We start from the raw sequence: 21,713 nt of genomic DNA, 5'->3' as shown, positions 1-21,713 counted from the left end.
AAAAATGCGTTCGGGGTCGGTCATAGGAGGGTTGAGCAATTCGTTGGCTGGAAGGCGGCAAATCACCTCAGCGGGCGATGACGGTTTTGAATCGCTGGTATGCCGCCTGCCAATCGTCGTGGCCGTGCGGTTCATAAACTTGGAAGTCGAAGGACCGCCGCACCAGCGCGCGGCCCGCGGCCAGATCCGGGAGCTGACCGGTCGCGATCATTTGCAACAGGATATTGCCGCAGGACGTCGCCTCGATGGGCCCCGCCACCACCTCGATCCCCAGCGCGTCCGCGGTTGCTTGGGCGAGGAAGGCATTCTGAATGCCGCCGCCGCCCGCGTGGAGGCGCTCGAAGCGCCTGCCGGACAGCGCGCAGAAGTTCTCGAAGACGACGCGATATTTCAATGCCAGCGATTCGGAGGCGATCCGCAGGATCGTGCCCTTGTCCGCCGGGACGGGCTGGCCGGTCCGCCCGCACCACGCCCGGATTTTCTCCGGCATGTCTCCGGGCGAGGCAAAGACCGGATCGTCCGGATCGATGAATGCCGAGAACGCCGGGGCCGCAGCCGCCAGCTTCGCCATCTCCCCGTAGGACAGGGTCTCGCCGTCGAGGTTCCACTGCCGCTTGCACTCTTGGATCAGCCACAGGCCGGCGATGTTTTTCAAGAAGCGGACCGTGCCCTCCACGCCCAGTTCGTTGCAGAACCGCGCTTCGAAAGCGGCCGGTGTGCGGATCGGCTCGCGCGTCTCCATGCCCATGATCGACCAAGTGCCGGAGGACAGCCACAGCGCGTCATCGCCCTCCATCGGGATGCCTGCCACCGCAGCGGCGGTATCCTGCGTGGCTCCCGCGACCACCGGGATGTTCTCCATCCCGATCTCCCGCGCCACCTCCTTGCGGATCGGTCCCAGCACGGTTCCCGGGGCCACGATCTTCCCGAAGATCTGCCGCGGCAGCCCCAGGGCAGCGATCACTTCGTCCGACCATTCGCCCGTCGCCGCGTCTAACAACTGCGAGGTGGATGCGTTCGTCCGCTCCACCGCTTTCACCCCGCTCAGCCAGTAGGCCAGCAGATCCGGGATGAAGAGCAAGCTATCCGCCGCCGCCAGGGCAGGGGAGCCCAGCTCCTTCTCGGCCATCAGGTGCAGGGAGGTGTTGTAGAAATTCGTGGTGATGCCGGTGTGCGAGTAGATCTCCGCTTCCGGCATCAGCGCGTGCATCACCGCCGGCATCCCCTCATGGCGCGGATCGCGATACTGGTGGGGCATGCCTAACAGCCTGCCGTGCCGGTCCAGCAGGCCGAAGTCCACTGCCCAAGTGTCGATCCCGATCGAAACGATCTCACTCCCGTATTTCTTCACGCCACGGCGCAGGCCTTCCAGAATGTCGCGGAAAAGCCCCACGATGTTCCAATGCGAGCCGCCGGGCAGATCCGTGCCCGGGTTGTCGAAGCGATGCATCTCCTCCAGCTCCAGCTTTCCCTCGCGGGCAATACCGGCAATCACCCGGCCGCTGCCGGCACCCAAATCGATCGCAAGAAACACAGACATAAGAGGAGGGATGGAATTCGAAATTTGATAGATGATCGACGAAATTTGAGAGTCCCCGGTGGCTGCGCCCTGCTGTCGTCAAGCCGCCTTCCTTTGGAACTTGGACCTTCTTACTTGGCACTTCTACCGGGCGAAGCGCAGGTCGTAGGGCTGGTCTCTCAAGTGGGACTTGGCGTAGGCGCGGGATTCGCGATCGGTCACGATGGCTTCCACCTCGTTCGGAGCGGCGAAGAAGTAGTCGGTCTTCAAGCCGAATTTCGTGTGGTCCAGCAGGGCGCAGCGCCAAGTGCTATGCTCCAGCATCATCCGCTTCAGGCGCGCCTGCTCCGGGTTCGGCTCGCTCACGCCCAGCGTGGGGTGCAGGCCGCCGCCGGAGAAGATGAAGCGGTCGATCCGCAGCGAGCGCAGGGCGTTCTCGGTGATCATCCCGGAGAAGCGCCGCCCGCGCTGCTCGTAAATGCCGCCGAGTTGCACCAGCTCGATGTCCTCGTCGCGCGATGCCAGGCGCTCGACCACGGCCAGCGAGTAGGTTACCACCCGCAGCGGCAGACCTTCCGGGAGCTGGCCGGCGAATTCGAGCGAGGTCGTGGAGGCATCCAGAAGGATGGTCTCGCCGGGCAGGATCAGCCGTACCGCCTCCCGGGCGATCGCCAGTTTCTCGTCGAGCTGCCGGGATTCGCGTTCCTTCTGGGACAGCTCGCCCAGCGGGGCGGTGGCATTCATCGCGCCGCCATGGGTCCGGCGCAGATGGCCGCGGCGACCTAAAAGATCAAGGTCGCGCCGGATCGTTTCCTCGGTGACGGAGAAACCTTTTGCCAAGTCGGTGGTACGAACCGTTCCATGTCGGCGCACCTTCTCCAGAATCTGGCGTTGTCTTTCTGCCGCTAGCATGTGGGATTTTGTGGGAAATTGCTTGCTTTCGTGGGTTTTGTCCCGCATCCCCGGCTCCAGTCAATCCCAAACTCAACAGCATCCATGTCCGCCGATTTCAAGCACGTCAATTTTGCCTGGAATGATTCCGAGGCAGCCGCACTCGATCCCGTCGCCCGGCTCGTTTACCGCTCCAACATTCTGGGCGGTGACCAGCGGATCACCAATACCGGTGGTGGCAACACTTCCTCGAAGATCACCGAGAAGGATCCGCTGTCCGGCGCGGACACCACCGTGCTGTGGGTGAAGGGTTCCGGCGGCGACCTGCGCACTTCGAAGCGCGACAATTTCTCCTCGCTCTACCAGGACAAGCTGGTCGCGATGCAGGGCCTCTACGCCGGGCGTCCGGACAAGGGTCTAAAGTCGCAGGCGGAAGACGAGATGGTGGCGATGTATTTCCACACGACCTTCAATCTCAATCCGCGCGCGTCCTCGATCGATACGCCGCTGCACAGCTTCCTGCCGGGCGCGCATGTCGATCACATGCACCCGAATGCGATCATCGCGATCGCGGCTTCCGCGAATTGCGAGAAGCTCACGCAGGAGATCTTCGGCGGCGAGATGGACTATGTGCCGTGGATGCGCCCGGGCTTCGAGCTCGGCCTGGCGATGCAGGAGATCGCGCAGAAGAATCCAAAGGTGAAGGCGATCATGATGGGCCAGCACGGCTTCATCTCCTGGGATGACGACGAGAAGGTCTGCTACACGCGGACGCTCGAATTCATCGAGAAGGCCGCCGCCTACATCGACGGGAAGTATCAGGCCAAGGGCGGCGACGCGAAGGTCTTCGGCGGTGCGAAATACCAGACTCTCCCGGAGGAGCAGCGCCACGCCACACTGGCCGCGATCCTGCCCTGGCTGCGCGGCCAGGTCTCGCAGCAGAAGCGCTTCATCGGCACCGTCCAGGATGACGAGAAGATCCTGCGCTTCGTGAATTCCGCGGACGCAGCGCGGCTCGCCGAACTCGGCACCTCCTGCCCGGACCACTTCCTGCGCACCAAGATCAAGCCGCTCTACGTCGATTGGAATCCGCAGACGGAAGACGCCGCCGCGCTCAAGGCCAAGCTGACTGCCGGCCTCGAGCAGTATCGCAAGGACTACGCCTCCTACTACGCCGCCTGCAAGCACGCCAACAGCCCGGCGATGCGCGACCCGAACCCGACCGTGGTGCTGATCCCCGGGCTCGGCATGATCGCCTGGGGCAAGGACAAGTCCGAGTCCCGCGTCACCGCCGAGTTCTACAACTGCGCCGTCGAAGTGATGCGCGGTGCCGAGGCGATCGACAAATACATCTCCCTGCCGCAGCAGGAAGCCTTCGACATCGAATACTGGCTGCTGGAGGAAGCGAAGCTCCAGCGCATGCCTGCCGAGAAGGAGCTTGCGCGGCAAGTGGTGATCGTGATCGGTGCCGGCTCCGGCATCGGCAAGGAGACCGCCCACCGACTGGTGAAGGAAGGCGCGCACATCGTCTGCGTGGACCTGAACAAGGAAGCTGCCGAAGCGACCGCGGAGGAGATCACCGATAAATACGGTGCCGGCATCGGCGTCGCCGGCAGCGGCATCTCCGGCTGCGGTCCCGCCATCGGCCTTGCTGCGAACATCACCGACCGCGCCAGCATCCGCGCGATGCTCGACCAGGTCGCGCTGGCTTTCGGCGGCTTCGACCACATCTGCGTCACCGCCGGGATCTTCGTGCCCAGCGACACCTCCGGCCACATCCCGGACGACAAGTGGGCGCTCACCTTCAACATCAACGTCACCGGCTCCTACTTCGTCGCCGACGAGGCCGCGAAGACCTGGAAGGAACAGGGCCTGAAGGGCAACCTGGTCCTCACCACCAGCGCCAACGCCGCCGTCGCCAAGAAGGGCAGCCTTGCCTACGACACCTCGAAGGCTGCCGCGAACCACCTGGTCCGCGAACTCGCCATCGAGCTTTCCCCGTTGGTCCGCGTCAATGCGGTCGCCCCGGCCACCGTCGTTCAAGGTTCCGCCATGTTCCCGCGCGACCGGGTCATCGGCTCGCTGGCGAAGTACAACATCGCCTACACCGACGATGAAGCAACGGAGTCACTGGTGAGCAAGCTCGCGCAGTTCTACGCGGACCGCACGCTTACCAAGGCACCCATCACCCCGGCGGACCAAGCGGAAGCCTACTTCCTGCTCGTCACCAGCCGTCTCAGCAAGACCACCGGCCAGGTGATCACCGTCGATGGCGGCCTCCACGAGGCCTTCCTGCGCTGAGTCAGGAGCGCGTCTTTGCAAACAAGGAGGGGGTGCGTCTCGCGCCCCCTTTTTCGTGCGCACAGGACAGTACGGGCGCGGGACGCACCCGCTCCTTGACTCAAACCAAATCCTCCACCGCCCCGGCATCCAACCGCCTGCGGTAACTCTCCACCGCCTGCGTCCAAGTCGCGTGGATCCCTTCCGAAGGCCTGAGCCAGACCGCGCGGTGCAATGCCAGCATCGCGGGGGCGAGATACATGAGGTCGACCATTTCGTCCTTCGACATCGCGCTTGGGCCCATGGTCAGGCAGCGCTCGACAATCGCCTCTTCGCTTCCGGAAAGGTCGGCGGGCTCTAACAGTGAGACGTGCACCCCGTTCACATAGGGGTCGACCACTGCGGCAATCACGCCGTAACGGCCGGGAGCGGTGGCGTCGAGCGCCGGGTCCACGGCGGCGTGGGCCACGTCGGCGAGCAGCATCACCGCCGGTGGATTGAGCTCCTCCGGGGTGGAGAGGATCTTGTGCCGCGCCAGCGCCTTGCCGTAACGCGCGCGGCTGGTCAGCACGGAGACCGGGATGCAAAGCACCAGGCCGAGCGTGATCGGGGCCATCCACGCGGCGAAGGTCGGGCTGATGTGCCAGGCCAGCACGCCCCAGGCGATGCCGAGGAAGGTGGGCGGCGCGTGGACCGTGAAAGCTTCGGCCCAGCCGGTCCCGTCCGCCTCGCGGTTCTGGCTGCCCCAGCCGACCGCATGGCCGAGCACGATGCCGGAGACCATCAGGGTGTGCGCCACCATCACGCAGGGCGCGAGCAGCATGGAGAGTACGGTTTCGAGGAACACGCCCGTGACCAAAGGAAAGAACCCGCCGAAGGAGCGCCGCACCCGCGGCACCAGGATCGCGCCGGTTAGTGCCAGGATCTTGGGCGAGAAGAGCAGCAGGAAAATCGCGCCCGTCAGGATCAGGCTCTGGGTATTCCCGTCGATGTGCAGCCAGCGGTCCACCGGCGTCCCGTCGTAGGGCAGGTTGCTCAGGCCGCTGGCTTCCCGGTCCCAGGCGACCCAGGTCCCGAAAATCAGGAACAGGAACCACAGCGGGCTGCCGAGGTAGGCCATGATCCCCATGAAGAGGTGCGCACGCACCGTCAGCGGCAGCTTGCGGGCGAAGACCAGCCACATGTGCTGCAGGTTGCCCTGACACCAGCGGCGGTCGCGCTTGAGGTGGTCGATCAGGGTCGGCGGAGCTTCCTCGTAGGTGCCCTCGATGTCCCAGGCCAGCCAGACTTCCCAGCCCTCGCTGACCATCAGCGCGGCCTCCACGAAGTCGTGGCTCAGGATCTTCCCGCCGAAGGGTTCGCGGCCGGGAAGGTCGGGCAGCTCGCAGAAGTCCGAGAAGGGCTTCACTCGAATGAGCGCGTTGTGACCCCAGTAGCTGCCGCCGCCGAGCTGCCACCAGTTCAGCCCGCGGATGAAGAGCGGTCCGTAGAGCCGCATCGCGAACTGCTGCAGGCGCGTGAAAATGGAGGAGCCGCGGATCAGCTTTGGCGGCGTCTGGAGGATCCCGAGGTTCGGGTAAGCCTCCATCACGCGGGTCATCTTCAGGATGTCGCCGCCGTCCATCAGGCTGTCCGCGTCCAGCACCACCATCGCCTCATAGCCGCCGCCCCAGGTCCGGACGAAGTCGCCGATGTTGCCGGCCTTGCGGTTCGCGTTCTTTTTACGACGCCGGTAGTAGATCTTCCCGAACCCGCCGAGCTTACGGCAGAGGTTCGTCCACGCGGTTTCCTCCAGCACCCACAGGTCGAGGTCGCGGGTATCACTGAGGATGAAGAAATCGTAGGAGTCGAGTTGGCCGGTGGCCTCGATCGAGCGGTAGATCGCCTCGATCCGCGCGCAGAAGCGGACGCAGTCCTCGTTGTAGACCGGCATCACCACCGCGTAGCGGCGGGTGAGGGGACCATCGCCGGCTTCCTCCGCCAGCTTCGTGATGCGCACCGCGCGCTTCTTGCCCCACAGGATGTCCCAAGCCCCGAAGAGCGCGTGAAATGAGCCGAGCACCAGCAGCCCGTTCAGGATGAAGAAGACCGCCAGCAGCAGCACGTGGGCACGGTGCATGCCCATGCGCGTGAAGAGATCGTAGAGCCAGTAGCTGGCCGCGATATTCACGAGCACCACGCTGCCGAAGAACACCAGCCGCCGCAGCCAGGCGCGCACGGGGCTGAAGAAGGAGCGGACCTGCTTCGGGCTATCTGGGGGGGGAATCCATCACTCGAAGAAAATGAACCAGAGGATCGCGCCGATCAGCGCGAGCAAGAAGATCGCAAACATCTTCCGGACGATCGGGCGGCGGTCCATGGTCTCCCACCACTGCGCGGCACCGCTGCCGATGATATTCAGCTCAAGCGGTTTCGGCACCATCGTCAAATTTGCGAACTGGGGGCCGGCGGCGAGGTAGGACTTCCGCATTGCGTCCGTGAAGGGCGGTGGCCAAGGATGCGGGGTGAGGAAGACGCCCTGCCATTTGCCGGGCATGTCCGCCAGCAGCAGCGCCAGACGGCCGCGCGCGGCGAGGCGGTTGTGTTCGAGCGGCTCGTCCAGGACCTCCTGGGTCCAGCGGGCGATCTCGGTGAGGGTTTCTTCCATGGCGAGCACGCGGGCCGGCACGCCGGGCTCCTTCGTGCCGCGGGCGGAGGCGCGCCACAGGATCGCGCGCACCAGTTCGGCAACCAGCAGGCGGTTGCGCAGGCGCAGCGCCTGCAGGTAAGCCTCCACCGCGGCGTAGGCTTCTTCCCACTCGGAGAGCTCGGCCTCGCTGAGGGGCCGCAACGTTTCTAGGGGGTGATGCGGTAGGCCCATGTCTCGGTAATGAAATCCTCGCCTTTCTTCAGGCAACAACGCAACTCCAGCGGCCCGACATCGGCCAATTTCCCGCCTTCCGCGGCGGGCGTGATCTGGAAGGCGGCGCGCCAGCGGCCTTCCGGCAGCGGCTGCACCGCGATTCCTTGGATCTTGATCTTCGCTCCGGCCTCGCCGAGCGCGGTCACCACGGCTTCCGGCGGCTTGCCCTCCCACTTCTCAAGCTGGCCGCCCGCGAATTCGATCGCGATGGTCCGCTGTTCCGGCTGCCAATCGTGTAGGCCGGTGCGGGTGGCGACCACGCGTCCGCCGGCACCGGCAGGATCCTCCTTGGTCGTCCAGTGCTGCTTGTAGGAAAACTCGATGCGCTCGCCGGCCTTCGGGGTGTGGGAAGGTTCCCACATCGCCACCGCGTTGTCGGCCAGCTCGTTGTGGGCCGGGATTTCCATCAGCATGACCTTGCCGGAACCCCAGTCGCTGGTCGGCTCGATCCATAGCGAGGGCCGCTTGTCGTAGTCGGCCTCGCCGTCCTCGTAGGCGGAGAAGCGGCGGTCGCGCTGGAGCAGGCCGAATCCGCCGCAGCGCTCCATCTCGAAGAAGCTGAACTCCAGCTTGCCGCTGTCATTGGCCAGCGGGCGCCAGATCCGTTCGCCGGTATTGGTTCGGATCGCCAGACCATCGGAATCGTGGACCTCGGGCCGCATGTCGTCGAAGCGGCGGCGGGAATTCTCGCCGAACCAGAACATGCTCGACATCGGCGCGAAGCCGATGCGCTTGACCTCCCTGCGGGCGTAGAGCACCGCACGCACCGTCATCACGGTGTCCTGACCCGGTTGGATGATGAAGCCGTAGGCCCCGGTGTAGGAGGGTCCGTCCAGCAGGCCGAAAAGCATCGCCGCCTTGTCATCCGGCACCGGCTTGCGCAGCCAGAACTCGCGGAAGCGCGGGAATTCCTCGGCACCGTCGATCCCGGTATCCACCGCGATCCCGCGGGCGGAGATGCCATAGCGCTGGCCCTTGCCGAGCGCGCGCCAGTAGCTCGCCCCTTGGAAGACCGCCAGCTCGTCGAAATTGTCGCCATTCAGCGGCGCGTGGAAACGCACCCCGGCGAAACCGGTATCCGGCGGCACCTCGCCGCGCTGGGTGATCAGCGGGCCGTAATTGAAAAATGCCTCCGCCAGCCGGACCTTCTGCTGGTGGGTCTCGGTGAATTCGTTGATCGTGACCGGCTCCTTGAACAGATAGCCGGGGTGGAAAAGCATCGCGCGGAAGGGCAGCTTTTCCGCCGACCACAGCGCCCGCTCCGGCACGAAACGGATATCCCGGTACTGGTCGTAGCTCAGGTTCTTCATCCAGTCCGGCAGCGCGTTCGGATCGGGGGCCGCATAGGGCTGGGCCGCCAATTCCTTGGCCTTGCCGTCGATCAGCTCGAAGGTGACATCCTCCCGCTGCCAGATCTGGCCCTGGGCGAGTTGCGACAGCGCTGCGGCTGCGGTTAGAAGGACAATGCGATGAACCACAAGCCAGCGCATAACCGGTGGCGCGTTCCTGTCAATGCGGAGTACTAAAGTAGCCTGTAAGATTTTGCGGTTTGCTGCGGTCTCCGGGCTCTTTTGCGGGGGAAAGAGGCGGAGCGCACGCCACTGCCTGAAGCAACGCGTCAGCGCCCGGGACCGCGGAGGCTCTACCCCGCAGAAGCTACCGGAGTAGCGCTATCCATCGCGCGATAGGGGTAGGCCCCGCCATCGCTTTGCTGCTTACCTTCCCGTGACCAAGGTCGCGTGGGACCATTCTGCGGGCCGGGTTGGCTCAGCGCTCCCAGGAGGGCCGTCCTGATAACCCCACCTCTCACAAACAAACCCGTCGGAACAACTCATCCAGCGGCAATTGCATCCCGATGTAGAAGTCCCCGAACTCCCCGTATTTCGCGGAGACCTCGTTGAAGCGCATCTCATAGACGATCGTCTTGATGTCGATGGTGTCCTTGGCGAGCAAGGTCACGCCCCACTCGTGCTCGTCCAAGCCGGTGGAACCGGTGATGAGCTGGAGGATGCGGCCGGAGAAGGTGCGGCCGACGCGGGCGTGGGCGGCCATCAGTTCGCGGCGGGCCTCGTAGTCCAGGGAATACCAGTTGTCGGCACCGGAGCGGCGCTTCGACATCGGGTAGAAACAGATCACCGGCCAGTCCGGTAGCACCGGGTAGAGCCGGTGCTGGAGGTAGTGGTCCATCCGGTCGTTGAACTCCTTCAAACCCTGCTCGAACTCCGGGGTGCCTTCCGTCAGGCCCTTCTCCGCGACCAGCGTTTCCTGCGCATACTGCTCGGGGCTGGTCGTGTATTCGGAGCGCTCGGTCTGCGAGAGGTAGGAATAGGCCGGGCTCAGGATCTCGGGCCCCAGGGACAGCGTGAGCTGCTTCTCGAAGGCATTCGCCACCTGGAGGTCCGGCGTTAGCAGCATGAAGCCAAGATCGGCCTTCGGCGTGGCGATGGAGAAGGTCAGCAGGTGCGTGTCCTTGGTCGCGCGGATCTCCTGCACCAGTTCGGTCAGCCGGGTCTTGGCGACCCGCTTCTCGTCATCGCCCAGGATCGACCACTGGGCATGGTCGATCTGATAGAACAGATGCATCACGTGCCAGCCTTCGCGGGGCACCAGGGGTGGGATCGGGCTTTGGGACATGACTTGGCTTAGCGGCGGGAGCGCAGGACGGGGACGATGGCCAGGGGCTTGAAGCTCGCCGAACCGCCATCGATGGAGCTGCCTTCGCGGACCTCGACGGTCCAGGGCGGGGCATCGCTGGTGAGGTAGGCGTTGAAATCGCCTTGGCTGGAGAAGCCGTCCGTGGCCGCGATCGAGATCTTCGGGTCGCCGCTGGCGTGGAAGCGGCCGCCCTGGAAGCCGCGGGTGATGACATCGCCGATCTTCTCCCCGCGGTCGTTCCTGAATTCCAAGCGCAGCGCGCCTTGGGAAGAGGTCGCGGGATCGAGGGTGATGTCCATCACCGGGATCATGGCGACGTCGCGCCTGACCTTCTCGATATTGGCTCCCTCGCGGACCGGGGCGCGCCAGAAGGTTTCTGCGGAAACGATGGCGGCTTGATTACCCTTCACCGGGAAGTCGGGAGCCTGCGTATGGGGACTCTGGAAGGAGAGCTGGGCGAAAAAGCGCGAGAGCACCCAGATCACTCCCAGCAGGAGCAGGAAAGCGACGGCCGCGAGGCCGAGCAACTCGCGCGGCTGCGGTCGGAGGATGCGGAAACTTGCGGCGGGGCTGGCGGCCGGCGCTTCCGGGCGGGGCCGGTTCTGGCGCGGTCCGGCTTCCTCTGCCGGTTTGGTGGCGGGCTCCTCTTCAACTCCGGTCTCGGCCAGAGGGGCGAACTCTTCCACCTCATCTTCCGGGAGCACGATCAGGACAGCTTCCTCTTCGTTGTCGTCCTGATGCTCTTCCAAGTCGCCGATTTCATCGCGCGGCTCCGGGGGCTCAATCTTGCCGAGATTCACCTTCCGCTCGTCCTGCCGCGGCGGGGTCATGCGGTGGACCAATTTCTTGGCGGCTTCCTCCGGATTCGATTCGGCAGCAGGCTTCGGGCTCCCGCGCGGGGTGCTTGGCCGGCGGGCGGGCTTCTCTGCAGGCTCGTCGTCCAAATTCCACAAGTCGCCTTCAGTGGTCTCCTTGTTGAGATCGGAGGCCACGGGTCGGCTGCGGTCCGGTGAACCGGTATTGCTGGGTGGGTCCGCGGGCATGGGTGAAGGCGCGCCCGGTTTAGAAATCTCCCGCGCCCTTGGCCAGTGGAATCCTTGCCTTCCGAATTCATCGGCGTTTCGCAGCCTCGCCCTTGCCGCCCCGGACGGAAGGAGAGACGCCATCCCGACGCAAAAAGAATTGCATGCGGGCTCCGGCGGCGCGATGCAATCCCCAGCAGCATTTCCTCCTTTCCCGATGGCAGACCGCGAAGACAAAAATCCGGAGAACGTAGGCGGCAAATTCTACGTCGATAGCCAGTGTATCGACTGCGATCTTTGCCGCGAGACCGCTCCGAACAATTTCACCCGTTCCGATGACGAGGGCTACTCCTACGTGTACAAGCAACCGGAGAACGACGAGGAAAGGGCGCAATCCCGGGAAGCCATGGAAGGTTGCCCGGTGGAAGCGATCGGTGAAGACGGCAGCGACTGAGTCACTCGCTTATGGCTAAGGAATCCCGGCTGGAGGCGATGCGACGCGCGATCCTCCGGGATTGGCGCGGCGGCGATGACCCGGCGCATCCGGACGAGTGCCTGCACCTGCCGAAGGAGTTCGTGGCCTCGATCCTGCGTCAAGCCGGGGCCACCGAGGGTATCGACGAGGAGCGCCTGCGCGCGATGTGGAAGGAGGTGGCCGGGGACTTCGTCTCGCGCCACGCCACTCCGGTCTCCTTGAAGGCCGGGTGCCTGACCCTGCATGTCCTGCAGCCGGCGATCCGCTTCCAGCTTGAGCAAACCCGCACCGTCCTGCTGAAGAACATTCAGGAGGCCGCCGGCCCGGGAGTGGTGAAGTCGATCCGTTTTGCCGTGGGCTGAGGCGGCAGGACTGTAATGTCCGATTTTGCCCCGTATGCCCAATGACTTGTGAATTTGCAAGCCGCGCTAAATCAGAGGGGTTTGCGAAAGCCATAAGGAGATAGTCCCGGCGGCTTCTTGTTAGGAATCCCCGAATGTGGGAAAAGCCTAGTGATCAAGCGCGATCCCACCCGACCTTGGTCATCACCACCCGCTCCCGGCACGAGTCCCGTCTTGCCGGGGGGAAATCGCCGCCGCACGGCGTTCCACCGTGCGGAATCGCGGCACCCCTTACACCCCCCTACAACCAACCAGCCATGGATTCCCGGATCCGATTCCGTGCGAGCACTCTATGTGTCGCACTAGGTAGCCTTTTGCCTTGCGCCAGAGCTCAGGTCGAGTGCTGGGCACCCGGCATGACCACTTCGGTCATTCTCAGCGAGAACACCCGCTCGCGCAGCGTCGCCCTCGGCCGCCCCTATCGCTACGACGTTTTCGGCGTGGCGGGAAAGCTCACCCTGGGTGACAAGGCGGCCAGCTCTCTGCTGGTCAGCAACCGGTTTCGCGAGAAGCTGTTGGGCCTGATCCCTCTCGGCACAGTGGTAAACTCCACGGCCTACGTCAAAGTGCAGACCGGCCTCCTGCAGGTCTATCCGGAGCAACTCTCGGTCAGCGGCGATACCCCCGGAACCTCCGTGGGACCCCGTTATCAGTATGGTCCCTCCTGGACCCTGAGTGATCCGCAGCATGCTGCCAATGTGAACCTCAACTTCCACTTGGCGGGCTCCTCGCTCCTGGGTTTGTTGGCCCCCGCTCACTACAACTTAAACCCCAGTGGCTATTTTTACGTGCTGGGCGAATGCCATGCCGCGCCCCCGGCGATGACCGGAGCCCTGACGATTTCATCCAATGCGGTGATCCTCGGCAGCTCGGTGCCGATGAGCTACCAGATCAATCGCCAGGAACTGCCGCCCGTTTTCCGCCCGCCATTCCTCGGCCTCGATCTCGGAGACGTGGATCTGACGATCCTAGGCACGCCGCCTTCCTCGCCCAATCCCGGCAGCGGCATCGCCCTCGATTTGCCGGAGATTCAGACGCCCGACCTGCTGAGCCTGACCATCGACCTGAGCGGCACCCAAGGCCAGGGCTGGATCAAAATTCAACACCCATGAAACTCATCCTGAAGATCGCCGCGGTCTCGGCTGTGTTTCAAGTGCTCGCTTCAAATGCGCGGGAGCCGCGTCACTCCGGCATCGGCCCGGAACATCTGCCCGCCACCCTTTTGGCTCCGGCGAACGATTTGCCCGGGGATGAAGCCTTGGCGGCGCTCCGTGCCACCAAGCTGAAGGTGGTGCCAAAAGCAGCCCGCGACTTCACGCTGGCGGACCTTTCGCAGTTCCTCGGCGAGGGCGGAACCAGCGTGATCCTGCCCAAGGGCTCCGTGATCCATTGTCCCGAGGCCTTGACCGCGCGCATCCTGGACTCCCCGGGCGGGACCCTGATCCCTTGGCCGGAGTTCCTCATCGCCCACCGCAACTGGGTATCCACCCGCGAAGTCGCCACCGCCCAGATCCGCGGCGAGGCCGGCTTTACCGACAGCGACCGCGCCGCCTTCAAGGCCGGCGGCAAGCTGGTGATCGCCACTTTCCGAGGGAATCCGGTGACGGTTCTCGCTCCCCCCGCCCCCGCAGTTCCCCCAACCCCCGCAGCCCCCACGCCGTGAAGTCCTTCCTCTTGCTCACCCTCGCCCTGGCCTTGCCCGCCGGAGCGGTCGATTTCGCCCGCCAGATCCAGCTCGTCCACGGCCAAGCCGTGGTCTACGATATCCCCCTGACCGGGACCACCGGCCAAGTCCTCTCGAAGCCCCTGGAGGGCGACGGGGCGATCCTCCAGCTCTACGCCTTCGAGGACGAGACCTACAGCCCCTGGAGCCTGCTCGATCTGAATGCGGGAAACATCGCCCACGTCAATCTCGCGCTCGACTCGCACCTGCTGGATCTGGAGGTGCTGGGCATCAACCTCGACCTGATCCTCGGCGGCTCCGGCACCCCTGAACCGCTGCCGCAACTGCTCGACGAGATCGCGGTGGGAACCTACCTGCCCGAGGCGACCATCACGCTGCGCTCCGAGGATAGCTACCTGCCGGTGCGCACCCGCGCCGACCGGGCGTATTCCTTCAATGTGGCGGTCCGCAAGCTGGCCGATCCCACCGATCCGCGCGGCGGAATCACCAAGACCCGGGTGGACCGCGATTTCAAACTCTACCACCCCCAGCTCCACGTGGCCTATCCGGATGGCGTGGGACAGGGCAGCTACGCGGAGGCCTACGAATTCAACCGCAACGGCGATTTCACCGATACCACGGTTTATCAGGCCCTGCCGGCAGTGCGCCCGACCAAGGCGATCGGTGAGGAAACCTTCACCGCCCGGGTACCCATGGGCAGCACCGGCGCGCAGGTGGCGATCGCCTCCGGGACCATCCAGGTCTGGCCGGTCTCCGAAGCCGTGGTGGAAAACATCGTACCCGGCAAGCGCTACATCGCCGTGCCTCAGGACGCGCGGGTGGTGCTTACGGACCTCTATCCCGATAGCGTGACCTACGCCCACATCTACCCGGGTCTCCCCGAACTCGGCCGTGTTGGCAAGGTGATCGGTTCCTCCGTGGTTTCTTACAATACCTACGCCCCGCAGAACGCGGTGGTGCCCCTCAGCGTGACCGATGCCGAACTCGGCGCGGACGGCACCTACACCATCGAAATCCTGACCACCACGCCCTTCAACCACCGCCAGCCGGAGCGGGTGACTTACGTCAGCTTCGTGCTCGACCGGACCATCGAGATCCACGGGACCTTGGTGAATTCGGAGAAGAAGTGAGAAAAGCGGTCCGCTCGGTCCCCTGAGCGGATGGACGGGTTCAGGGGCAGCTTCTCCTTGCGTGAAGAAATCGCCTTTGGAAGCGGTGATCCGGCATTCAGCCGGGCTCCACCGGACCATTCATCCGCTCGGGGGAGCGAGCGGGCCACGTCCTCACACTTGGATTGCTGCCCGGAGGATTCGTGAGTAGGGATTGCCTCCCTCATGTTCCGCAATTTCATTTTCGATTGGTCCGGCACGCTCGTGGACGACCTGCCTCCGGTGCTGGAGGCGACCAACCACGTGCTGGCGCTCTACGGCAAGCCGCCGCTGGACCGGGAGGAGTTCCGCAGGGTCTTCCGCCTGCCCTACCGGGACTTCTACGAGGAAATGCTGCCGGGGGTGCCGCTGGAAGAGCTGGAGGTCCACTTCCGCAAGGCCTTCAACGAAAGCGCCACCGCCGTCACGATCCTGCCGCACGCCCGGGAGAAACTGGAGTGGTGCCGCGAGCATGGCGTCCGCGCCTTCGTCCTGACCAGCATGGACAGCGGGGCTTTCAAGCGCCAACTCGGCGAACTCGGGCTCACCGGCTTCTTCGAGGCGACCTACTCCGGGGTCCTCGACAAGCGCGAGCTGATCCACGAGATCCTCTTGAAACACCGCCTGGTGGCGAACGAAACCGCCTTCATCGGTGACATGACGCACGATGTCGACACGGCGCGACATGGCAAGCTGACCTCGATCGCCGTGCTAACCGGCTACACCCTGGCCGGCCCCCTTGCTGAATCCCGCCCCGATATCACCGTCCCCGATCTGGACGCCCTGCGCCGGATCGTCGGTCGCCCCGGCTGGCTTCCCCGCCCGGTGGCGACGGTAGGTGCCCTGCTGCAAAATGCCGCCGGCAAGCTGCTGATGCTGCGCACCCACAAGTGGGGCCACCGCTGGGGCATCCCCGGTGGCAAGATCCGCCGCGGCGAAAGCACCGAGGACGCCCTGCGCCGCGAGGTGAAGGAAGAAACCAATCTCGATATCGACCGGATCCGCTTCGTGATCGTCCAGGACTGCATCGACTCCCACGAGTTTCTGCGTCCCGAGCACTTTCTCCTTCTCAACTACGTCGCCCGCGTCACCGGCGGCGAGATCGTCCTGAACGACGAGGCGCAGGAGCACAAGTGGGTCACCCCCGCCGAGGCCATGGGCCTCGATCTGAACCGCCCGACGCGGACTTTGTTAGTAGAAGCGCTGAACCAAGGGATCATCGAGCATCCGGTGTGAGGACCCGGGAGCGCGGACTTCAGTCCGCTCGGACAAGCTTGTTTTCGTCCGGGAAATCGATCCACCCGAGCGGACTAAAGTCCAATGCCTTTCGGGATTTGCCTCCCGCGGCTCCGCCGCCGTGGACTGCGCGCAGCCTGCTGCCGCTGTCCCGATGCAGCCTGCTGCGAGGGGCGCTGCAAAGGCGAAGCACCGGGTGGGCGAGCCGCGGACGGAGCGGGAGACCGGGGATCCCACGTGTTTCACGGCAGCAGGCTGCCTGCCCACAGCGGCAGGAGCCTGCCGCAGTCCACGGTCGCTACGCGACTCCCGTTCCGGACATCTGCCGGTGGATCCTTACAGGCATTGGACTAAAGTCCGCGCTCCCGGGGGCGCTTCCAACATGCCTTTTGCCAAGCGGTAGGCCTCGCCATCCGGAGCATCGGAAGCGGCGGTGAACAGCGCTTCCACCCTCCGCTTGCCGCGGCTGCAAACGTAGCGAGCGGTCTTGAGGGAAGCCTCATCCTTCAGCCCATGCGCATGGCCGACGGCGGCGCTCATGGCAAACAGCTCGGCACCCACATCCACCAAACGGCCTAGCAGGAGCTGGCGTTTCTCCAGCTTCGGGCCGTTCTTCGCCATGGCGTGGAAGAGAGTCCGGGCCAGCTTGCGGCTCAGCTTCGCGACATCCCGCAGGCCGCGTTTGAGGGCGGGATCAAGGTCGTGCGGGATGTGCCCCGAAGAAGGCAGCCAGCGCGCGGGATACCACCTCGCGTAGAAGAGGCCCGCCTTCATCGCGGCGGAAAGACGTTCACCGGTGGCCTTGCGCGTATCAAGCGCGGCGGCCCCGCGGCGGAGGTGCGGATCGAGCGCCTCGCGGGCAATGAAGAGATGCATGATCTCGGTGGAGCCTTCGAAAATCGTGTTGATCCGGCAGTCGCGCAGCAGGCGCTCGACCGGATCCGGCTTGTCGCCACGATTCCGGAGCGAGTCCGCGGTCTCATAGCCGCGGCCACCCTTGATCTGCATGGTACTATCCGCACCATGCCAGCCGGCCTCGGTGCCCCAGAGCTTGGCCATCGCGGCTTCGAGCCGGATGTCGGCGTGCTTGTCGACATCGACCAGCGCGGAGGTGTAGCGGACCATCGCCTCGGTGGCGAAGGCATCCGCGGCGAGGTCGGCCAGCTTGCCGGCGATCGCCTCGTGCTTGCCGATCGCCTGGCCCCATTGCTCGCGCTCGCGCGACCATGTCAGGGCGATATCGAGGCAGCGGTTCATCAAGCCGACACAGGCGGCAGGGAGGGTCAGCCGTCCGGTGTTCAGCGTTGTCAGGGCAACTTTCAGGCCCTTGCCCTCGCCATGGACCACGTTTTCGCGCGGGATCTTCACGCCGGTGAAGCGGATCACGCCATTGTAGAGCGCGCGCAGGCCCATGAAGTGGCAGCGGGTCACGATCTCGACCCCCGGCCAAGCGGTCTCGACGATGAAGGCGGTGATCGCGTGCGGCTTGTCCGGCAGCGGCGTGCGCGCCATCACGATCAGGTGCTTGGCCTTGAGTCCATTCGTGCACCACAGCTTCTCACCATCGAGAATCCAATGGCTGCCGTCCTCGGAGAGCTTCGCGGTCGTCTTCATCCGCGCCGGGTCGGAGCCGACTTCGTTCTCGGTCAGGGCGAAGGCGGAGATGTCCCCGGCGGCGCATTGCGGGAGATACTTCTTCTTCTGCTCATCGGTGCCGAAGGCCAGCAGCGGCTGCGGGATGCCGATGGATTGGTGGGCGGAAAGCAGGGCGGTAAGGTTGCCGCAGTGCCCGCCTAACAGCATCGCGGCACGCGAGTAGTTCGTCTGCGAGAGGCCGAGGCCGCCAAGATCCTTCGGGATCTTGATGCCGAAGGCGCCGAGGGTGGCGAGTCCCTTCATCACCTCGTCCGGGATCTCGCCGTCGCGGTCGATCGCATCGGGATCGGTGCGGTCGCGGAGGAAGGTGCCCAGCTTCTGCAGGAAGGCATCTCCCTCCGCTCGGTCATCAGCCGTTTGCGCGGGGAAGGGGAAGAGCACCCGGAAATCCGGAGTGCCATCGAAGATCGAGGCGGCGAAGCCGCTCAGCTCGCGGCTGTCGCGCGAGGACTCGGCGAGTTCCAAGGCCGCACGCTGGCCCGCCGACATCTTCGTGGTGTCGATGATTGACGCCTCGTGTGCCGGCTTCCGCTCGGGCTCAGGAGTGGCGGTGGGTGGCGTGAGTGAAGCTTTCATGGGATCTCGGGGTGCCGGGTTGCGCCGCGGGCCTCGGCCGGTTGGCGAGGTCGAGCTGGTATTGAAGGGGGCCGCCGCGGAAGGGCGCGTAGCCGGTGCCGAGGACCATCGCGAGGTCGATGTCGTCCGCGGTTTCCGCGATGTGTTCGTTGAGGCAGAGCCGGGCTTCCTCGCTCATGCTGCGGGCGAGGCGCTCCGTCACATCGGCCGGGGCGGGCTCGCTGCCGCTGCGCAGGTTGAGGGCGGCGGGGTTCGGATTAGGTACTGCGGCCATCGTAGATGTAAAAGCCGGAGCCGGACTTGCGCCCGCTGTGACCGGCGGCCAGCAGCTTGTCGAGCAGGTCCGGCACGCTCATGCGTTCGGGGAAAGCCTCGGCCAAGGTACGGGCGACGTGCGCCGCAACATCGAGCCCCACTTCGTCGAGCAGGCGCAGCGGGCCCATCGGCATGCCGAAGTCGAGCATCGCGTCGTCGATCGCTTTCGGATCGCCGCCGCGCTCGAAAAGCTTCGCCGCCTCGACCAGGTAGGGCATCAGGATGCGGTTGACCAGGAAGCCCGGGGCATCCCGGACCACCACCGGCAGCTTGCCGATCGAGCGGACGAAGGCGACCGCGGTGGCGAGGGTGGAATCGGAGGTCTGCGGGGTGCGGACCACTTCCACCAATTGCATGCGGTGGACCGGATTGAAGAAGTGCAGGCCGACGAGGCGCTCCGGGTTCGAAACGACCTCCGCCAGTTCGTGCACAGGCAGCGCCGAAGTATTGGTGGCGAGAATCGTATCCGGCCGGGTCCGCGCGGCGAGATCCGCGAAGACCTTCTTCTTGATGTCCAAGCGCTCGACCGCTGCTTCGATGACCATATCGCAGCGGTCGAGCGGGACTGGTGCAGCAGTTGGAAAGATGCGGTCGAGACCGCGGGCGGCCTCGGTAGGGGTGAAGACGCGGCGGCTACGGGCTTCATCGTAGTTCTTCGCGATGGCTTTCATGCCCTTCGCCAGGGCGGCGTCGTCGAGATCGCGCAGCACCACCTCGTGGCCGCGGGCGCTGAGCCAGTAGGCGATCCCCGCGCCCATCACGCCGGCTCCGATCACCGCGCAGCGGCCGACCGGCTGCGCCTCGGCTTGGACGACGCGGTGCTTCTTCGCCCGCTCCTGCAGGAAGAACAACCGCATGAGCTGGTGCGTCTCGGGGCGCGCCGCGAGCTTCAGGATCGCTTCCTTCTCGCGCCGGAAGCCCTGCGTGATCGGACCGTAACAGGACTTGGCAGCGATCTCCAAGGCAGCTTCCGGCCCCGGATACAGACCGCGAGTCTTCTCTAACAGGTCCTTGCGGGCCTTCATCGCGATCAGCGGGGCGACCACCGGATTGTGAAGCAGGATGCGATTCGGAAGGTGGCGCTTGCCACGCTTCAGGAAGGTCAGCGCATGGGCTTCGAGATTCTCCTGCGGCACCACGGCATCGACGATGCCCTTTGCCCTCGCGGCCTTCGCGACCAGGATCTTGCCGCCGAGAATCAAGGGCAGTGCCGCGGGCAGCCCGATCAAGCGCGGCAGGCGGGTCGTTCCGCCCCAGGCCGGCAGGATACCGAGGTTCGTTTCCGGCAGGCCGATCTTGGTGGCGGAGGCATCGCTGGCCACTCGCCAATCGCAGGCCAGCGCGAGTTCCAGGCCACCTCCGACACAGGCCCCGTGGATCGCCGCGACCGTGGGGTAGGGGAGTTCGGCCAGCTTCTGGAAGGTCGCCTGGCCGAGTTCGATCAAGTCGCGCAGTTCCTCGCCCTGGGCGGTGGACAGCACCTTGAGGTCGGCACCGGCAATGAAGATCGCGGGCTTGGCCGAGCGGATCAGCAGGCCCTCGAGTTCGGGGTGGGCCGAGAGCGCGTCGAGCTTCTCCGAGAGTTCGACCAGCACGGCGCGGTCGAAGAGATTCGCCGAGGAACCCTCGCGGTCGAAGCTCAGCACGCCGTGGCGGCCATCGAGTTGGAAATGGATGTGGTTCATGGCATCGGTCAGTTGCGTTCGAGCCAGAGGGCGGCCCCTTGGCCGCCGCCGACACAGAGCGTGGCGAGCGCCCGGTGGCCGCCGGTTTCGCGGAGCTGATGAAGGGCTGTTAGAACGAGGCGCGCACCGGTGGCCCCCACCGGGTGGCCGAGCGCGATCGCCCCGCCGCGGCGGTTGAGGATTTCGTGCGGGATCTCCACCGGGTGCAGTTCGTGGCCGGTCTTGACGGGATTCTTCAGCGCGGCGAGGACGGCCAGCACCTGAGCGGCGAAGGCCTCGTTGATTTCGACAAGGTCGGCATCCTCCGGAGAGAAGCCGGTAAGTTGCCTTGCGAGGGCGATGGCATGCACCGGACCCAAACCCATGCGCGCCGGATCGCAGCCGCTGTAAGCATAGCCGGTGAGTCGTCCGAGCGGCTCGATGCCGAGGCGGTTCACCGCGTCCTCGCTGCCGACCAGCAGGGCCACCGCGCCGTCGGTGATCTGCGAGCTATTGCCCGCGGTCACGCTGCCGGTCTGGCGGTCGAAGATCGGGCGCAGCTTGGCCAGCCTTTCCGGGGTCGAATCTTCACGGATACCATTGTCCTTCACCACCGCGCTGCCGGGTAGATGCACGGGAGCAATTTCCTCCGCGAGCTTGTCACGGGCGGCGAGCGCCTTGCTGTGCGACTCCGCGGCGAAGGCATCCTGCATCTCGCGGGTGATGTGATATTCCCGGGCCAATACCTCCGCGGTATCGCCCATGATCATGCCGCTGTAGGGATCGGTCAGGCCGAGTTGCAGGCCGACCCGCGGCTTGAAGTCGCGGGGCTTGAAGCCCGCCATCGCCATCACCCGTTGCCCTGCTGTCTTCGCCTTCGCCAGTTCGCCGAACTTCAGCGCGCTGGCGTGCGAGAACATCATCGGCACGCTCGACATGCTTTCGGCACCGCCGACCAGGAAGAGATCGCCGAGCCCGGCCATCATCCGCTGGTGGGCGGTGGTGATCGCTTCCATGCCGGAGGCGCAGTTGCGGTGCACGGTCGCGGCGGGGACATGTTCGGGAATGCCGGAGCGCAAGGCGATCACCCGCGCGACATTCGCGGCATCCGCAGGTTGGGCGACGCAGCCGAAGATCACCTCGTCGATAAAGCCGGGGTCGATGCCGGTGCGCAGCAGCAGCGAGGTGCAGGCATGGCGGCCGAGGTCGTCCGCGCTCAGGCCATCGAACTCCGAGCCCAACCTGCAGAAGGGCGTCCGGATGCCGGCGATGATGTGAAGATCAGCCAT

18 protein-coding genes are annotated in these 21,713 nt (G+C 65.2%); 7 read left to right on the top strand and 11 right to left on the bottom strand.

Annotated elements, in window-relative coordinates; all coding sequences use genetic code 11:
• Positions 1-67 precede the first annotated feature (67 nt).
• On the bottom strand, positions 68-1,540 hold the full coding sequence (locus ABWK72_RS03850) for a rhamnulokinase family protein (protein WP_367873469.1): 1,473 nt from the start codon (positions 1,538-1,540) through the stop codon (positions 68-70).
• Between the two features lie 123 nt (positions 1,541-1,663).
• Positions 1,664-2,431: a DeoR/GlpR family DNA-binding transcription regulator gene (locus ABWK72_RS03845; RefSeq protein WP_367873468.1), complete on the bottom strand. Its 768-nt coding sequence runs from the start codon at positions 2,429-2,431 to the stop codon at positions 1,664-1,666.
• Positions 2,432-2,515: 84 nt separating this feature from the next.
• Between ABWK72_RS03845 and ABWK72_RS03840 the strand changes: the two genes are divergently transcribed.
• The gene (locus ABWK72_RS03840) at positions 2,516-4,711 is read left to right on the top strand and encodes a bifunctional rhamnulose-1-phosphate aldolase/short-chain dehydrogenase (protein WP_367873467.1); all 2,196 of its coding nucleotides are present in this window, start codon (positions 2,516-2,518) and stop codon (positions 4,709-4,711) included.
• Positions 4,712-4,811: 100 nt separating this feature from the next.
• Here the strand turns inward: ABWK72_RS03840 and mdoH are convergent, their stop codons facing one another.
• The 5 genes from mdoH to ABWK72_RS03815 all read right to left on the bottom strand — a co-directional run bounded on the left by mdoH (position 4,812) and on the right by ABWK72_RS03815 (position 11,290).
• On the bottom strand, positions 4,812-6,908 hold the full coding sequence (gene mdoH / locus ABWK72_RS03835; RefSeq protein WP_367873466.1) for a glucans biosynthesis glucosyltransferase MdoH: 2,097 nt from the start codon (positions 6,906-6,908) through the stop codon (positions 4,812-4,814).
• 51 nt (positions 6,909-6,959) lie between these two features.
• Entirely contained in the window at positions 6,960-7,520 is a 561-nt protein-coding gene (locus tag ABWK72_RS03830; protein WP_367873465.1) for a hypothetical protein, read from the bottom strand.
• 5 nt (positions 7,521-7,525) lie between these two features.
• On the bottom strand, positions 7,526-9,082 hold the full coding sequence (locus ABWK72_RS03825) for a glucan biosynthesis protein (protein WP_367873464.1): 1,557 nt from the start codon (positions 9,080-9,082) through the stop codon (positions 7,526-7,528).
• A 316-nt stretch (positions 9,083-9,398) separates the two neighbouring features.
• The gene (gene hemQ, locus ABWK72_RS03820) at positions 9,399-10,226 is read right to left on the bottom strand and encodes a hydrogen peroxide-dependent heme synthase (RefSeq protein ID WP_367873463.1); all 828 of its coding nucleotides are present in this window, start codon (positions 10,224-10,226) and stop codon (positions 9,399-9,401) included.
• 8 nt (positions 10,227-10,234) lie between these two features.
• A complete protein-coding gene (locus ABWK72_RS03815; RefSeq protein ID WP_367873462.1) occupies positions 10,235-11,290 on the bottom strand; it encodes a hypothetical protein in 1,056 nt (351 codons plus the stop codon).
• 196 nt (positions 11,291-11,486) lie between these two features.
• Here ABWK72_RS03815 and ABWK72_RS03810 point away from each other — a divergent pair, with 196 nt between their 5' ends.
• The 6 genes from ABWK72_RS03810 to ABWK72_RS03785 all read left to right on the top strand — a co-directional run bounded on the left by ABWK72_RS03810 (position 11,487) and on the right by ABWK72_RS03785 (position 16,213).
• Complete coding sequence (locus ABWK72_RS03810; protein WP_367873461.1) at positions 11,487-11,723, top strand: ferredoxin; 237 nt, start codon at positions 11,487-11,489, stop codon at positions 11,721-11,723.
• A gap of 11 nt (positions 11,724-11,734) precedes the next feature.
• Entirely contained in the window at positions 11,735-12,106 is a 372-nt protein-coding gene (locus ABWK72_RS03805) for a DUF721 domain-containing protein (protein ID WP_367873460.1), read from the top strand.
• A 395-nt stretch (positions 12,107-12,501) separates the two neighbouring features.
• The gene (locus ABWK72_RS03800; RefSeq protein ID WP_367873459.1) at positions 12,502-13,257 is read left to right on the top strand and encodes a hypothetical protein; all 756 of its coding nucleotides are present in this window, start codon (positions 12,502-12,504) and stop codon (positions 13,255-13,257) included.
• The gene (locus tag ABWK72_RS03795) at positions 13,254-13,808 is read left to right on the top strand and encodes a hypothetical protein (RefSeq protein WP_367873458.1); all 555 of its coding nucleotides are present in this window, start codon (positions 13,254-13,256) and stop codon (positions 13,806-13,808) included. Before ABWK72_RS03800 ends, ABWK72_RS03795 begins: the two co-directional genes overlap by 4 nt.
• A complete protein-coding gene (locus tag ABWK72_RS03790; RefSeq protein ID WP_367873457.1) occupies positions 13,805-14,959 on the top strand; it encodes a hypothetical protein in 1,155 nt (384 codons plus the stop codon). The genes ABWK72_RS03795 and ABWK72_RS03790 overlap by 4 nt, the downstream gene beginning before the upstream one ends.
• Positions 14,960-15,163: 204 nt before the next feature.
• Positions 15,164-16,213: an NUDIX domain-containing protein gene (locus tag ABWK72_RS03785; RefSeq protein ID WP_367873456.1), complete on the top strand. Its 1,050-nt coding sequence runs from the start codon at positions 15,164-15,166 to the stop codon at positions 16,211-16,213.
• Positions 16,214-16,549: 336 nt separating this feature from the next.
• Here the strand turns inward: ABWK72_RS03785 and ABWK72_RS03780 are convergent, their stop codons facing one another.
• From ABWK72_RS03780 to ABWK72_RS03765, 4 genes are read right to left on the bottom strand one after another with little or no spacing between them, the layout of a single operon-like run.
• The gene (locus ABWK72_RS03780; RefSeq protein WP_367873455.1) at positions 16,550-18,445 is read right to left on the bottom strand and encodes an acyl-CoA dehydrogenase family protein; all 1,896 of its coding nucleotides are present in this window, start codon (positions 18,443-18,445) and stop codon (positions 16,550-16,552) included.
• On the bottom strand, positions 18,408-18,719 hold the full coding sequence (locus ABWK72_RS03775) for a hypothetical protein (protein ID WP_367873454.1): 312 nt from the start codon (positions 18,717-18,719) through the stop codon (positions 18,408-18,410). The genes ABWK72_RS03780 and ABWK72_RS03775 overlap by 38 nt, the downstream gene beginning before the upstream one ends.
• Positions 18,703-20,445 carry a 3-hydroxyacyl-CoA dehydrogenase NAD-binding domain-containing protein gene (locus tag ABWK72_RS03770; RefSeq protein ID WP_367873453.1) on the bottom strand — a complete coding sequence of 581 codons (1,743 nt, stop codon included), beginning with the start codon at positions 20,443-20,445 and terminating at the stop codon, positions 18,703-18,705. The genes ABWK72_RS03775 and ABWK72_RS03770 overlap by 17 nt, the downstream gene beginning before the upstream one ends.
• Positions 20,446-20,453: 8 nt before the next feature.
• Positions 20,454-21,713: an acetyl-CoA C-acyltransferase gene (locus tag ABWK72_RS03765; RefSeq protein ID WP_367873452.1), complete on the bottom strand. Its 1,260-nt coding sequence runs from the start codon at positions 21,711-21,713 to the stop codon at positions 20,454-20,456.

Origin of the sequence: Luteolibacter sp. Populi, from assembly GCF_040801775.1 — a bacterium.
Lineage (GTDB): Bacteria > Verrucomicrobiota > Verrucomicrobiia > Verrucomicrobiales > Akkermansiaceae > Haloferula.
The sequence above is the reverse complement of the archived record's forward strand: the minus strand, read 5'-3'. Positions and strand labels throughout refer to the sequence as shown.